The 14,698-nt window shown below is 67.4% G+C and carries 10 protein-coding genes; 6 read left to right on the forward strand and 4 right to left on the reverse strand.

The window, feature by feature from the left end; genetic code table 11:
* The first annotated feature begins 2 nt into the window (after positions 1–2).
* On the forward strand, positions 3–779 hold the full coding sequence (locus ACSIH6_RS20090; RefSeq protein WP_435109842.1) for an MBL fold metallo-hydrolase: 777 nt from the start codon (positions 3–5) through the stop codon (positions 777–779).
* A gap of 407 nt (positions 780–1,186) precedes the next feature.
* On the opposite strand, the gene ACSIH6_RS20095 is transcribed toward ACSIH6_RS20090, so the two are convergent.
* Positions 1,187–2,149: an AraC family transcriptional regulator gene (locus tag ACSIH6_RS20095; protein ID WP_435109843.1), complete on the reverse strand. Its 963-nt coding sequence runs from the start codon at positions 2,147–2,149 to the stop codon at positions 1,187–1,189.
* Between the two features lie 80 nt (positions 2,150–2,229).
* On the opposite strand from ACSIH6_RS20095, the gene ACSIH6_RS20100 reads away from it, so the two are divergent.
* From ACSIH6_RS20100 to ACSIH6_RS20110, 3 genes are all read left to right on the forward strand, one after another.
* Entirely contained in the window at positions 2,230–3,087 is an 858-nt protein-coding gene (locus ACSIH6_RS20100; RefSeq protein WP_435109844.1) for an NAD(P)H-binding protein, read from the forward strand.
* A gap of 58 nt (positions 3,088–3,145) precedes the next feature.
* A complete protein-coding gene (locus ACSIH6_RS20105; protein ID WP_435109845.1) occupies positions 3,146–4,741 on the forward strand; it encodes an MFS transporter in 1,596 nt (531 codons plus the stop codon).
* Between the two features lie 310 nt (positions 4,742–5,051).
* Positions 5,052–5,987, forward strand: a complete 936-nt coding sequence (locus tag ACSIH6_RS20110) for a hypothetical protein (RefSeq protein ID WP_435109846.1) — start codon at positions 5,052–5,054, stop codon at positions 5,985–5,987.
* A gap of 123 nt (positions 5,988–6,110) precedes the next feature.
* Here ACSIH6_RS20110 and ACSIH6_RS20115 read toward each other — a convergent pair whose 3' ends face one another.
* The 3 genes from ACSIH6_RS20115 to ACSIH6_RS20125 are packed head-to-tail and all read right to left on the reverse strand — an operon-like array spanning position 6,111 to position 9,901.
* The gene (locus ACSIH6_RS20115; RefSeq protein ID WP_435109847.1) at positions 6,111–7,451 is read right to left on the reverse strand and encodes a hypothetical protein; all 1,341 of its coding nucleotides are present in this window, start codon (positions 7,449–7,451) and stop codon (positions 6,111–6,113) included.
* A 43-nt stretch (positions 7,452–7,494) separates the two neighbouring features.
* Entirely contained in the window at positions 7,495–8,757 is a 1,263-nt protein-coding gene (locus tag ACSIH6_RS20120) for an MFS transporter (RefSeq protein ID WP_435109848.1), read from the reverse strand.
* A 1-nt stretch (position 8,758) separates the two neighbouring features.
* On the reverse strand, positions 8,759–9,901 hold the full coding sequence (locus tag ACSIH6_RS20125; RefSeq protein ID WP_435109849.1) for a hypothetical protein: 1,143 nt from the start codon (positions 9,899–9,901) through the stop codon (positions 8,759–8,761).
* 793 nt (positions 9,902–10,694) lie between these two features.
* On the opposite strand from ACSIH6_RS20125, the gene ACSIH6_RS20130 reads away from it, so the two are divergent.
* Both ACSIH6_RS20130 and ACSIH6_RS20135 read left to right on the forward strand, forming a co-directional pair.
* Entirely contained in the window at positions 10,695–11,657 is a 963-nt protein-coding gene (locus ACSIH6_RS20130; RefSeq protein WP_435109850.1) for a TauD/TfdA family dioxygenase, read from the forward strand.
* Positions 11,654–14,611, forward strand: a complete 2,958-nt coding sequence (locus ACSIH6_RS20135; protein ID WP_435109851.1) for an AMP-binding protein — start codon at positions 11,654–11,656, stop codon at positions 14,609–14,611. Before ACSIH6_RS20130 ends, ACSIH6_RS20135 begins: the two co-directional genes overlap by 4 nt.
* Positions 14,612–14,698 lie beyond the last annotated feature (87 nt).

Consider the following 14,698-nt stretch of genomic DNA (forward strand, 5'->3'; position numbering starts at 1 on the left):
CCATGCTCGAACTCGAAATCCTCGGATCCAACGCCACGGCGCCCACCGCGGAGGGCCCCGCGTCCTGCTACCTGCTGCACACCGACGAAGGCGTCCTGCTCATCGACGCCGGGCCGGGGTCCCTGCTGGCCTACTGCTCGCGCTACGGGCTCGACCGGCTGCGCGGGATCGTGGTGACGCACCTGCACGCCGACCACAGCCTGGACCTCATGGCCTGGGCCTACCGGTGGACCTTCCCCGAGGTCCTGCCGCGCGTCCCCCTGTACTACCCGGCGGGGGAGGCCGAGCGCCTGGCCGCCTTCGACGCGGTCTTCGGCATCCCGACGCTGCCCACGATGAACAGCCCGATCGCCCAGTCCTTCGAACCCAGGGAGATGGCCATGGACGGGACGACCCGCTACGAGGTGGCGGGGACGGCCTTCCGCTCCTTCCGGGCCCACCACAGCGTCCCCTCCGCCGCGCTCCGGTTCGAGGGCCCCGGCGGCAGGGTGGTCTCCTTCTCCTCCGACACGGGGTACTGCGAGGCCGTCGTGCGCGCGGCCGAGGGGGCCGACCTGTTCGTGTGCGAGGCGACCTACCTGGAGGCCGACGACCAGGCCCTGACCGGCCACGGCCACCTCACCGCCGCGATGGCCGGGGACCTGGCCGCCGAGGCCGGGGTCGACCACCTGGTCCTCACCCACTTCGCCGACCCCGGCATGTGGGAGGAGGGCGCCCGGGCCGCGGCCCGCGGTTTCTCCGGCGCGGTGAGCGTGGCCAGGCCCGGCAGCCGCTTCTGAGGTGCCGACCGGGCCGGTGAGGAGTACCACAGCCTGGACCACGAGTTGTGGACGCCGATCCTCTTCGGTGCCTCCCGCCCGGATCGTGCTCCGACCCCAGCGAGAAGTACCAGCTCCCATGCCCCCGCCTCGCCGGTCGAGGACACCGGCCCTCCCGAGTTCTCACACTCCCGGTTCCTCGGCGTCCGTGCCGTTCGTACACCGAACCCGAGCCAGACATGACCAACACCCCTGACACCAGTCTCCCGGGAGGTGCCGGGAACAGCCCACCTGTGGGCCAGAACCGGCCGAGCCGACCCCAGCCTTCCGACGATCGCCGGGTGACGGGAGGCGATCCAGGCACACGCCGGAGCTTCCGCCACCCCCGGTACGAAACAGTTCGCGCGTGAGGTCGGGCTTGGCAGGGGTCAGGACAGTTGCCCGCGCCTGGGGTCGTCCTTCAGTGCCTTGCGGTACTCGGTCGGAGTCACGCCGCGCAGGCGCTTGAAGGCGACGCTCAGCGCGAAGGCGTTGGCGTAGCCGACACGCTGGGCGATCGCCGCGACGGTCGCCTCACCGCTTCGCAGGTGTTCGGCAGCCTGGGTGACACGCCACTCGGTGAGGTAGGTCATCGGCGGCTCTCCAACGAGCCCGGTGAAGCGCCGCGCCATCGAGGCTCGGGAGACCCCGCACCCCTGTGCCAGGGACGCGACCGTCCACGGGCGGGCGGGTGCTTCGTGCATGAGGCGCAGAGCACGGCCCACCACCGGGTCAGCCATGGCCGAGTACCAGTGGGGAGCCCGCGTGTCGGGACGGTCGAACCAGTGCCGGAGTGTGGAGATGAGCACGAGGTCGAGGAGGCGGTCGAGGACGACCTGCTGCCCCGGATGCTCCTTGGTGCTCTCCTCCACCACCAGGTCCATGGCCGGACACCGGTACTCGGCGCTGGAAACCACGAAGGCGCGGGGCAGGGCTGACAGAAGGCGCTGGCTGACCTCGCCTCCGAGTTCGTAGGAGCCGCTGAGCAGCAGGTCGGGGCCGTCCGGGCTGTCGCCGCACAGGCGCGGCCCCAAGGTCAACTCCTCCAGGACCGGTGTCCCGTCAGGCGTGGTGCACAGGTCGGCGCCCTGCACCACGTACTGGGCGGAGGTGTCGGGATGATCGGCCACGCTGTGGGCTCCAGGACCGCGCACGATCGCGATGTCCCCGGCCTCCAGGGACAGGGGGGCTTCCTCGTCCGCGAGGACCCAGCCGTGTCCGCGGACCATGGTGACCACGGTCAGCAGGGTCGGGTTGGCGAACCGCAGGGACCAGGGAGGGCGCAGAACCGTCTGGCTGAACAGGGATCCGCGCGCCCTGACTCCGTCCAACAGATCTGCAAGAGCATCCATACCACGACTGTAGACGCACAGACAGGCATGTGAGCTTCTCAGCTATGGAAAGTCTCATGAGAGCAGGATTGACTCGGGGCATGACAGAGATGACAACCCAGAGCACCTTCCTGGTCACAGCGGGACAGGGCATCACAGGGCGGCGGGCCACCCGGATTCTGCGCGAAGAGGGTTTCACCGTACGCGCCGCTTCCCGCTCGTCCGAGCAGTACTTCGACTGGCTCGACCAGAGTTCCTGGAGTCCCGCCCTGGAGGGTGTCGACGCCGTGTACCTGGTGCCCTTCGACCCCGAGCCCCTCACCCCGGCATTCGTCCGGTCGGCGGTGGAGGCGGGTGTGCGCCGTATCGTCCTGCTCTCCGGACGGGGCGTCGACGTCCCCGGCTACGGCGGTGAGGGCAACGACGCGGTGGCCTACCACCTCGCCGGGGAGGAAGCGGTGCGCGCGAGCGGCGTGGAGTGGACGATCGTGCGCCCGGGCTGGTTCGCCCAGAACTTCAGCGAGGGTTTCCTGCGCGAGGACGTGCTCGGCGGGGAACTCCGGTTGCCCACGGCCGACGTGCCCGCGAGCTTCGTCGACGCCGAGGACATCGCGGCAGTGGCGGCCGCGGCCCTGACCGGCGCCGGCCACTCCGGTCAGGTCTACGAACTGTCCGGTCCGCGCTCGCTGACCATGGGCGAGGTCGCCTCGGAGATCTCCGAGGGCACCGGGCGCGACGTGCGCTACGTCCCGCTGTCACCGGAGGGGTTCGTCGCCGAACTGATCCGGCAGGGCTACGCGGAGGAGGACGCGCGTTCCTTCGAACGGACGCTGTCGCCCATCCGGCTCGGGTTGGACAGCCACCTCTCCGGCGGGGTGCGGCGGGCCCTGGGACGCGAGCCCCGTGATTTCACCGACTTCGTCCACGACGCCGAGGCCTCGGGCGCTTGGAACAAGTGACCCCGTGGGGCCGCGCACGCCGCGGCCCCAGCCGATCGCACACCCACGAGGAAACACCTTGACCGCGCCGCCTGACTCCGCGAAGGCCTCCGATGGCCCGCCGACACGCGCGAGTGCCAGGGAGTGGACGGGACTGGCCGTCCTGGCACTTCCCACCACACTGCTCACACTCGACATCACCGTCCTCAACCTGGCGCTCCCCCACCTGAGCGCCGATCTTGGTCCCAGCAGTACACAACAGCTGTGGATCATCGACGTCTACGGCTTCATGATCGCCGCGTTCCTGATCACCATGGGAACGCTCGGTGACAGGGTCGGGCGGCGCAGACTCCTGATGCTGGGCGCCGCGTCCTTCGGTGTGGCCTCCGTCGTCGCGGCCTACGCGACGACCCCCGCGATGCTGATCGCCGCCCGGTCGGCACTCGGTATCGCGGGAGCCACGCTGATGCCCTCGACCCTGGCCCTGATCAGCAACATGTTCCACGACGTCAGACAGCGGGGCATGGCCATCGGTGTCTGGGCCACCTGCTTCTCCGTGGGAGCAGCAGCCGGACCGCTCGTCGGAGGACTCCTGCTGGAGTACTTCTGGTGGGGATCGGTCTTCCTGCTGGGGGTGCCGGTGATGGTGCTGCTGCTGGTGTGCGCCCCGCTGCTCCTTCCCGAGTACCGCGACCCACAGGCGGGCCGTCTGGATCTGACCAGCGTGCTCCTGTCCCTGGTCGCGATCCTGGCGTTCATCTACGGCCTGAAGGAGATGGCCGCCTACGGAGTGCGTCCGCAGTACCTGGCCGCGCTGGCCGCCAGCCTCGCCTTCGGGGCCCTGTTCGTTCGCAGGCAGCGGCGCCTGGCCCACCCCCTGCTGGACCTGGCACTGTTCTCCGACCGGGCTTTCCGTTCCGCGCTCGTGGTGCTGCTGCTGGGGCTGGCCGCCCTGGGCGGCCTGTACCTGCTCGTCTCCCAGTACCTGCAACTGGTCCAGGGGCTCTCCCCCCTCCAGGCGGGGCTGTGGCTGCTGCCCTCGGCTCTCGGCACCGTCACCGCCTCCCTTCTGGCGCCGGTGCTGGCCCGCCGTATCCGGCCGGGACACGTGCTGGGAGCGAGCATGGCCCTGTCGGCCCTGGGCTGTGTCCTGCTGACGCAGGTGCCCCACACTGACCTCCTGCTGGCGATGACGGGTTTCACGCTCTTCTACATCGGCACGGGACCGTTGACGGTTCTGGCCACCGACCTGGTGGTGGGATCGGCTCCGCCGGAGAGGGCGGGATCGGCGTCGTCGATGTCCGAGACGAGTATGGAGATCGGGTTCGCACTGGGCATCGCCGCCCTGGGAAGCATGGGCACCGCCGTCTACAGGTCCGAGCTGGAACACGGAGCACCGGGCGGGCTGCCGACCGAGGCAGCGGGCACCTCAGCCGATTCGCTCGCCGGAGCCTACTCCACGGCCGAGCGTCTGGACTCCGAACTCGGGCGACAGCTGATCGACGCGGCCGCCCCGGCCTTCACCACCGGCATCGCCGCGGCGGCGTGGGCGTGCGCCGCGGTGACCGGGATTCTCAGCGTTCTGGCCTTCATCGCCCTGCGGCGGATACCCCCCGCCGGCTCGGTCGGCCCGATGCCCGGCGCGTTCCCCGATTCCACCCAGCATGAGGACTGACCTCACCCGGAACACATGAGGCGCACAGCAGTGATCGGATGAATTGTGACGAAACTGCACTGTGTTACACATAGGCACACGAAAGCAAACCCTTCCTGTTTGCAGCGTCAGGGCGCGGGTGCCCGTGCGGGTGCCGCGGCGCTGGCGTTCGGCGTTCGACAGGGCCGAAAGGTGCCAGACGGCGGCCTTCCTCCTTTATCTTAAAAATTAAGGATACTTTCCCTATCCCCGAATCGGCTTTTTTTGGTACCGTACCGGAGAGATCAACACCGGTCGACACACATCCGATACGGATAGGATGGCCGCACGAATGCAAGCACTCCTGACGGATAGAGCTTCCACCTTCCTGAAAGCACTTCAGCAGGAACTTCGCACTGACGACCTTCTCTCTCTTTCGAGCACCGCCGAGGAACCAGCCGTCGAGTTGCCGCGCGTGAGGATCGCAGATCCGACCGCGCTCACGAACGCCGAGATCACCGCGTTCAGCCAGGCCTTTGTCTCCCGGTCCGGAATGGTGGCGTTCGAGTGCGAACGAACTACCTCCGACGACGGCGTGCACCCGCTGGTCAGGTTGGGCGAGCAGATCCGGGAGCACGTTCCGACCTACTGGGCGGTCGCCAACCCCTCCGACGGCCCGGACGGGACGACCAAGATCCACGACACCGGGACACCTCAGGAGAGCAGGTCTCTTACCTCCTTGGGTATGGCTGCCCACCAGGACGGATGGCTGAGCCTGCCCGGTGTGCTGTCAGTCACGGGCCTGTGGGCGGACGCGGCGCCACTCCACGCCGCCTCCACCTACGGGCAGAACATCGTGCGGCTCGCGCTCGACCTGTGGCGCCGGGACGAGGAGGCTTTCCAGAGTCTGTTCACGGACGATGCCATCGTCATCCGACGAACAGCGGACGGTTCCGTCGTCGCGACTTCCCCCGTGTTGTACACCAAGAACGGATGGACTCACTCGTTCTTCCGAGAGCCGAACGACGAGTACGAGATCAGCGGTGGATCGCGGGAACCCGCAGCGATCCGGGCTTTTGAGTTCCTTGCCAGCCGCTCGCACTTCGGCTCCAAGGGGTCCGCCTTCACCAAGCTGGACCGTACCGGCCGCGGCCTTGTTTTCAACAACAGGCACTGCATCCATGGCCGGACGGCCTTCACCGACGATCAGTCGGCGGGAAAAAAGAGGGTCATCGCCTCCAAGTGGTGGATCTCCGATCCAGAGCACAAGAACCGCTCGTGGGGTTGACAGAAGGATAATCCTCCACCCACCGGGAGAAGCCACTCTCGCGCGCTGGACCCGTTTCAGGAAATACGATAATCGAGGTCGGTGGGCCCCGGTCGAAGGCTGGGGCCCACCGACGACCACGGCTCAGGCATGGACGAAAACGGTGTTCAGGCCGCCCGCGGCGGTACTGGTCACACCGGGCCCGCCGGGTGCGGAGAAACGGGCGAATATCCCTCCCGCACGACCCTCGATGAGGATAGGACTCAGCACATGCGGCAGGTCCAGTGAGAGGCACTCCCCCGAAGCCTCGTCGACGAAGCTCATCGGCAGGGTGTCCGGCCGACAGTACTCCTGGACCACGTACTCTCCGGTGAGCCGGTCCGTCAACAGCTCGCGCCACTCGGTGTCGGTGGTCTCGTGCCCGATGACCACGCCCGCTCCCCCAAGCCCGCCTGCCGGCTTCACGATGAACTCCTCCTTGTGGGACTCGAGCATGCCGAGCAGATCCCTTTCCCGGCCTCCGCGCAGAACCTTGCGGTCTTCGAGAACCGAAGTCCACGGCACATGGTCCTCGATGAAGTCGCGGTGGTGCGCGGGAAGGGCGGGAGCCCGCTCGGTCAGCCAGGCCAGGACCTTCTTGTTGGAGTACAGGTGGGAGAGCGCCGGAGCCAGGAGCAGGGTGGAGTCATGCTCCACCGCGGCTTCGAGGGCCCCCATGGGTTCCCCGTCGGCGTAGGCGCCCTCCATGACGAACTTCATCAGTAGGACGTCGATCCCGAGACCATGCTGGTTCCTCAGACCGCCGTCCTCGTACAGTTCGTCGAGTTCGACGAAGACGCACGGCAGCCCGTTGCTCGCCGCGTCGTCGATGACCTCCACGAAGTGCTGTTCGTTCGACCCGGCCACCGCGATCTGGGGAACACCGTCGGTCCGCTGCCCCGCGATCCTGGCGACGAGCTCCCGGCGGGCTGAGACAGAGTTCCCGGACCACGTACGGGTCTTCTTGGCAAGCTCCCGATAGCGGGGGTCGCCCCAGAACCTCGCGTTCATCCGGTGCAGGTGTTCGGGCCCGCCGAAGGCGCTCGCGATGTTGCACTCCAGGACCTTGGGCACACCGCCGCTGAGGACGAGGTCCGGTCGGGCCTGGCTCGCCGCCCACTGGTTCCAGGAGGGACGGCCGCACAGCAGAGGGCTGGGCTCCACGCCGAGCAGGTCGCACAACTGGTAGGGATCACGGGCCCTGCGTTCGCACTCGGCGACCGCGAGTTGGACAACGTTCTTTGCCGCGTGGGCGACGCGTCCCGCCGTCTCCTGGTCCAGGATGACGGGGCGGATCGGGATCGGTGACTGGGGACCGCGCCACAACTGGGTCTTGAGCGCGTCGTCGAGCGACCTGGCGAAGGCGCTGGCCCCGGCCGCGTCCTCGGTCGCCCGGCGGTGCCACTCGGCGACGATCTCGGGGTCATAGCCGAACGAGGATCCCATGGTTCTCCCTGGGTTGTGGGGTGGTCGCAGGGACACGGCGTGGTCACCCTGTCCGCTGGCGCGCCCACACCGGTTCCACCTCAGGCATGTCCCTGAGAGTGCGCAGCGGGCTGAAGACGATGATCACGGTGGTCGCCAGGGCACCGACCGCCGACACCAGCAGCATCGTCCGCATGTCGAAGACGGCCACGAGGAGACCGCCGAGGAAGGCCCCGACCGGAAGCATGCCGAAGTTGGCGAGCCTGAGGAAGGCGTTCACCCTCCCCAACATGTCAAACGGTGTCACGGAATGGCGAAGAATCTGGTTCTGCAAATTAACCACAGAAATACCGACGCTGTATACGAGAAGCCCTCCGGTGACAACGATGAAGGCATTTGACTCCGGCGCGGTGACAACGATGAGCAGGCCGATAGCGTTACTCGTGGCACCGGCGAGGAAGAGGTTCCCGAATCCCATCCTCTTCCCCAGCCACCCAGAAACAAGAATGCCCAGGAAGAAACCTGAGTTTCCGATGACACCGATCACGGATGCAGCAGCGACCGAGAGACCCAGTTCTTGGACCTTGAACACGAGAACGTACGTGGTGAACATCCCGACGAAGAGGTTCCTCGATGCCACGAAGTACACGTTGGGGCGGAGGAGGGGACTCAGAAAGACCTGATAGAAACCGTCAGCGGCCATACGGAAGCTGATGTTCTCCTGCGCTTCGGGCTCCCGCTCGGGCTCCGGCGCCCGGAGCAGGCAAAGTGTGACCAGGCTGATGACGGCGACCACGGCGTCGACTGCCAACACCGACCACAGTGGCAGGAAACCGATGAGGAAACCGGCCAGGGCGGGGCTGGCGATGGTGGCGAACGCGCGGCTCAGCTCGACCCAGAAGTTTCCGCTCGCGATCTGCTCCCGCTGGAGCAGACCACGCAGGACGGGGTGGTAGCACACCTCGTAGAACACCGTCGCGCTACCGAGTACGAAAACCGCGACGAAAAGCATCCACAGGCTGAAGGAGTGGAGGGAGAACAAAACCATGACCGTGGTCATCGTCAGGAGGCGCACAACATCGCCGAAGATCATGATCCGCCGGCCGCGAAAGCGGTCGGCGAGCACCCCTGCGGGGACCGACAGCAGGAACTGGGGAAGCAGGTGCACGGTTCGGATAAATCCCACCATGGACGCGGCCGCACCCATGTGGACCACCAGGAGCGGCAGGATGAACTGGGTCACCTGGAATCCGATGGGGAAAGAACTCTGACCGACCCAGAAAGTCCGGTAGTCCGGGTTCTTCCAGGCTGTCACCGGTTTTTCCATATCAGGCTCTTCTCGGGGCGGGGGAGTCTTTCCGGCCGACTCGGAACGCCATGTTGGCCGCACCGCCGCCCTGGGCGTTCACGATGTAACCGCCGCCACTCGGCATCTGGCGCACCACCAACCCTCCGCAGCGCTCGCCCAGGAGCAGCGGGGAGAAGACCGTCTTGAACTCCACCGTCCGGGCCCGGCGGTGTTTCCTGTCGTACACGGGCAGTGTGAGGGTGTCCGGCTCGACGAACTCCTGCACGACGGCCGTGCCCGAGGCGAGGGCGTCGTCGACGAGTACCTCCCAGTCACCGGGGGAGGTCGACCTGCCCACGTGGACGCTCGCCCCGGAATGACCCTGGTATCCCTTGAGAACGAGGTCCGCCTGTTCGGAGCGCAGCCATGTTCTCCTGTCGGAGTCCGTCGCGCCCGGCAGAGAGGACGGGTCCCCGAGGTCGAAGGTCACCGGCAGGTGCCGACGGACGAGCTCCCGTTCCGCCGCGGGCAGGTCGGCCGCGGCGCGGGTGAGCCAGGCGAGTACCCGCTTGCTGGCATAGGGCTCGGCCGCCTCGGGGGCCAGGACCAGTGCCGCGCGTTCGTCGATGACCTGCCGCAGGGAGGTCAGTTCGATCCCCGCCTCGGGTGCGTCCGCGGTGACGAAGGTCCGAAGGATGATGTCGACACGGAGCTCTCCGACGTAGGCCGCCCCGTCCCGCACCCGAACGTCCTCGGGGCAGGCGTGGACAGCGGGAACACCACCCGTTCGCAGAGCCTTGACGACCTCGGCGAACACGGCCTCGCGACCGAGGTCGTCGACATGGCTCCGGTAACCGAGGACCACGACCTGGGGGGAGTCGGTTCCAGTCGTCCGGGCGAGCCCTCTCAGCATGTCGCACAGAGCGACGCCTGGATCCAGTGACGAGACCGGAAGTGACCCCGCGACCTTCGAGACCAGCGGGTTCTCCCAGTAGATCTGGTTGAGCTTCGTGAGTTGCGTGATCCCGCCGATCGCGCTGTTGAAGTTGACCTCCATCAGCTTGGGGACGCCCTTGGAGAAGACGAAGTCCGGGCGGCACATCCACAGTGCCCACTGGTTCTGTCCGGGGTCCTCCGTCCACAGGGAGAACGGGGGTGGGACGTGTGCGACACGGGATGCCAAGGATTCCTCGCCCCCGCGGCCAGGGAGGCCGCACACCTTCTCGACCAACTTCCTCATCGCCACGCCGGAAGCAATGACGGAATCATACTTGTCCGCGGCGAGAAAGACCGGACGCAAAGGCGTCGGGGCAGAATCCGAACGAAAGTAACCGACCTGCATCCGGCTGTCAAGATCAGATGCATATTCATGCACCAAGCGATCCTTGAGGAGATTCCGGTCCAACCCTCGAACCACTTCTTCTGGATCTTCGATGCAGCTGGATCTAGTGATCAAAATTTTCCAAGTCTTCGCCACAAGGGACATCCACGAAAACACGCAAGCTGGCATCTTGGCGCCAGGATTGGCTGTCAAACCTTACGCAAAACGCAACCCAGGAATCCATGGGCCCAATGGATCGTATCCATTTCGTAACCTAGAGTCAAGGGGCGGCGGACCGGCCACGACCGCCCGCAGCCCAGCGCTCCCCCTCACAAAATCGCAGATCACTGACCATTTCCGAGCCAACGGCGAGCCACACCGGGAGCGACAAGGACGCGTCGCGCTTCGCCTCCGTCCACGCTTCACTCGAACGAGCACTTCCGGCCACTGAGCTAGCACCGGAGGGCAACCTCAGTCAATTGCTTGACCAAGATTTCCTGGCCAGATGTGGACACTGCGACCATTGCGAACAACAGAAGGGAGTTGAAAGACTTCGCCGTGGACCTAGCACCTCCACCAAGGGAAAGCGGCAATCTTGTCCATTGGAAAATTCGCTAAGCTGACCAAGCCAGGTGCGCCCCTTGCGCGATCGTCCGTGACACGGCATGAAAAATTAAATAATCAAGGCCTTCCCCTGGCTATCAATTTCGATGACGATGTCGACGTGGCAGCGTGGACGAAAGAAAACCGGGACGAACTCCGGGCGGACCTGTACCGCCACGGGGCCCTTCTGCTGCGTTCCCCCCAGCGGCCGGACTTCGACGAGGTCTACAACGCGTTCAGCGGCAAACCCATCGACTTCCAGGGTGGAGCCGCCATCCGCAGCCGGGTGGGAAAGTCCACCTACACGGCCAGCGAATACCCCGAGAACCTCGACATCAGGCAGCACAGTGAGTTCTGTTACGCCCACGACTGGCCCATGCTGCTGTTCTTCCAGTGCGACGTCGAGCCCCAGGACCGCGGGCAGACCCCGCTCACCGACAACCGGCGGCTGATGCGTGAGATCCCCGAGGAGATCCGCCGGGAGTTCGCGGAACGGGGCCTGCTCTACGTCCGGGGCTACGGCTACAACCGCACCTGGCAGCGCTCATACGAGACGGACAGCCGGGAGGAGGTGGAGGCCCTGTGCGCCGCGGAGGGCCGACGGGTCGAGTGGGTCGGAGACGACCAGCTGCGCACGTACGAGCGGCGCGACGCCATCGCACGCCATCCCGTGACGGGCGAGGAGGTGTGGTTCAACTACGCCCACGGATTCCACATCTCCCGCATGGACAGCGGTATCCGTGAGGCGCTCTCCACCTCCCCCGAGGACACGGACGAGCAGCTGTGGCCCAACAACGTCTACTGGGGCGACGGGTCCGAGATCGACGGAGAGGTCATCAACGTCGTGAACGACATCGTCGAGAAGTGCACAGTGCAGTTCGACTGGCGGACGGGCGACGTCCTGATCGTGGACAACATGCTGGCCGCTCATGGGCGCCGACCCTTCAGCGGTCCCCGCCGCATCCTGCTCAAGATCGCCGAGTCCTACAAGGAGACGCAGGTGGTGCAGGCGTGAGCACCACCCAGGAAACCCCTGAGACCACGTCCGGCCAGCCCTACGACCTCAGTCCGTTCCAGCGGGCCTCGGTGGGCGGCGCCTCCCGGACCGTCACACTTCGCGCCCAGGCCCCGGAGGGGCCGTTGGAAGCGCTGCGGGACGCGGTCGCCGCCTCCGTGGCCGCGGCCCCCGTACTCACGTCCGAGTACGTCCCGGTTCCGGGCATGCGCATCCCCAAGCAGGCGAACACCCCCCATACCGTGCGTTCCGGCGCCTCCGGCGAGTGGATCATCCAGGGCGGGACGTTCCACGCGACCGTCAGCGAGACCACCGCGGGACGTCGGCTGGACCTGTCGTGCGACACGGCCTTCATGGACACGGCCTCCGCCGAGCTCCTGCTCGCGGACATCGCCCTGCGCCTCGTCGGAGCCCCTCGGGAACGGACTTCCGGTGTGGACTTCTCCACCGTGGCGTCCGGGCACACCCTCATGCTCCATGAGGGAGAACTGTCCGCGGAGGAGGCCTACTGGTCCGAGCGGCGGACAGCGGGCGGACGTGGCCCGCGTCTGGAGGACCTCATCCCAGGAGCGGGAACCGGGGCGGGGAACGCTCCCACGACAGTGGTCCGCAGGCTCAGCCCCGAGATGTCGGAGAAGCTGGACGAACTGGCGGAACGTTCCGGCTGCGCGGTAGCCGACCTCGCCCAGCTCGCCCTTGAGACCGCTCTTCTGCGTCTGGGCGGGACGCTGGGCCTCCTGGGCAGGGCCGAGGACGCCAGGGGCCTGATGGGCCTTGACGGGGCCATCGGCCCCCTCACGCAGGTGGTTCCCGGCGGAGAGCGCGTCCTCGACCTCACCGGCCACGCCCGGAACGCGGTGAACACGCTGGTGGAGCAGAGGGCCGCCGACGCCGAGATGCTCGGCGGCCCGGCCCTTCCCCCCTACGGGGAGCAGCCAGTACTGGTCATGGACCGCACCTGCGGGCCCCGCGCACCCGAGGCGTGGCGGATTCTCTCCTGGCAGTACCCGGTCGGCGGAGACATCACCCTCGCTGTGTGGCACCACGACGGGGCATGGGAACTCAGGGCGCAGGCCAACCAGGGGCGCGGACCCGACCAGGTCGACACGCTGACGGCCCTGTGGTCGGGGCTGCTCATGGATCTCCTCGGACGTCCCGAGAGCCAGCTGTCGGAGCTCGCCCTGCTCCCTCCCGAGGCTTCCGACGAACTGGCTGACGCGGCGCGCTCGAAGCTTCCCGCCGCCGTATCCGTGACCACGCGGCTCGCACAGCACTTCGCTGAAAGGCCGGACGCCCCCGCCTGCTTCCTGGGCGAGCGGGTCTGGAGCTACGGTCAGCTCCGGGAACGAACCGGCCAGATCGCCAGCGCCCTGTCGCACCTGCCCCCGGGGGCGGTGGTCGCCATCATGGCGGAGCCGGAGTTCGACCTCGTCGCGGCCCAGCTCGCCGTGCTCTGGCGGGGAGGCGTGTTCATCCCGCTGTCCCGGGAGGAACCGTCCGCACGTGTCCTGGACGCACTCGACCGCGCCGGGGCCGCGGCGGTGCTGGTCGGGGGTGAGCCCGCCCGGTTCCAGGCACCCTCCTCCTGCGAGAGGATCAGTCTCGACGACATCGGCGCCGAGGCCCCTCCCCTCGGAGCACCCGCCGACGTCGCCCCCCAGGCTCCGGCCTACATGATGCGCACATCGGGTACGACCGGCAGGCCGAAACTCCTGGCGATCAGCCGGGGAAGCCTGGACAACTACCTGCGCTGGGTGGACGAATCCCTCCTGGTCGGGGACGAGGAGTTCCCCGTCGTCTCCAGCCCCGTCTTCGACGCCAGCCTCAAACAGACCCTGGGGGCCGTCTACGCGGGCACGGCCGTCCGACTGCTGGAGTCCGACCGTCTCGACCCGGACGCGGTGCGGGCGGAACTCGCCGGCCTGCGGGGACGACTCGTCCTGAACTGTGTTCCCGGCTACCTGTCCGAGCTCCTGGCCTCGGACGAACAGCACGACTCCACCATGCCGATCACGCGGTTCCTGATCGGGGGTGAGCGCCTCCCCGCCAGACTGGTGGCCAGGGTGCTGAAGAGGTATCCGGACTCTGAACTCTGGAACCTCTACGGGCCGACGGAGGCGACGGCCACGGCCACCGCGGGAAGGATCACGGACGAGGAGCGCGTCCATGTGGGCAGGCCCGTGGCCGGTGCCGGTCTGACCGTGGTGGACCCCTACGGGGCGGTCCTCCCCCGGGGGGCACGCGGGGAGGTCGTGATCACGGGCCCGGGGCTGTCCGACGGCTATGTCTCGGGGCATGAGGGCACGTCGCCGTTCACCCCCCTGCGGCTGGGCCGGGGCAGTATCCCCTCCTACCGCACCGGTGACCTCGGGGTCATCGACCAGGAGGACCGTCTGTGGCTCATGGGACGAGTCGACCACCAGGTCAAGGTCAACGGCTGGAGGATCGACCCGGAGGAGCTGGAACGCGTGGCCCAGGAGGTCGAGGGCGTGCGGGACGCCGTCGCGGTGCTGGACGACCGTGCTGAGCAGCCGTGCCTGCGGGTGTTCGCCACCGGAGAGGTGACCTCGGAGCTCGTTCTCAAGCACCTGGGCGAGGTCCTGCCCAAGCCCATGCTGCCCGCTTCGGTGACCCTCCTGGACCGGTTCGACACGGGGGTGACCGGCAAGGTCGACCGCAGAGGGCTCCTGGAGCGTCTCGGAGAACAGGTCGAGACCTCACCCGAGGACTACACGCCGCAACAGCTGATCGTCGCCACCGTCTGGCGGGAGGTCCTCCAGCAGGGTTGGCCCGCCCCGCAGGCCGACTTCTTCAGCTCCGGCGGCCACTCGCTCCTTCTGGCACGACTGGTCAACCGGTTGCGGGCCGAAGGCCACCACCAGCTCTCGCTGCGAAAGGTCGTACGCAACCCCACGGTGGCGTCAATGGCGGCGCTGATCGCCCCCAGCGCCTGACACGGTGCCCGCGACGGCACCGGCGGCCAGCTCTCACACGGGTGCGCGCCGGTGCCGCGCGCCAGCATGTCCCCCAGCAGCCCACCC

Origin of the sequence: Nocardiopsis synnemataformans (assembly GCF_965343085.1) — a bacterium.
In the GTDB taxonomy this organism is placed as follows: domain Bacteria; phylum Actinomycetota; class Actinomycetes; order Streptosporangiales; family Streptosporangiaceae; genus Nocardiopsis; species Nocardiopsis alborubida.

Excerpts from the sequence above, each read along its gene's own strand:
- ACSIH6_RS20090 (WP_435109842.1), top strand. The coding sequence starts at position 3 with ATGCTCGAACTCGAAATCCTCGGATCCAACGCCACGGCGCCCACCGCG.
- ACSIH6_RS20115 (WP_435109847.1), bottom strand. The coding sequence starts at position 7,451 with ATGGGATCCTCGTTCGGCTATGACCCCGAGATCGTCGCCGAGTGGCAC.
- ACSIH6_RS20120 (WP_435109848.1), bottom strand. The coding sequence starts at position 8,757 with ATGGAAAAACCGGTGACAGCCTGGAAGAACCCGGACTACCGGACTTTC.
- ACSIH6_RS20110 (WP_435109846.1), top strand. The coding sequence starts at position 5,052 with ATGCAAGCACTCCTGACGGATAGAGCTTCCACCTTCCTGAAAGCACTT.
- ACSIH6_RS20100 (WP_435109844.1), top strand. The coding sequence starts at position 2,230 with ATGACAGAGATGACAACCCAGAGCACCTTCCTGGTCACAGCGGGACAG.
- ACSIH6_RS20095 (WP_435109843.1), bottom strand. The coding sequence starts at position 2,149 with ATGGATGCTCTTGCAGATCTGTTGGACGGAGTCAGGGCGCGCGGATCC.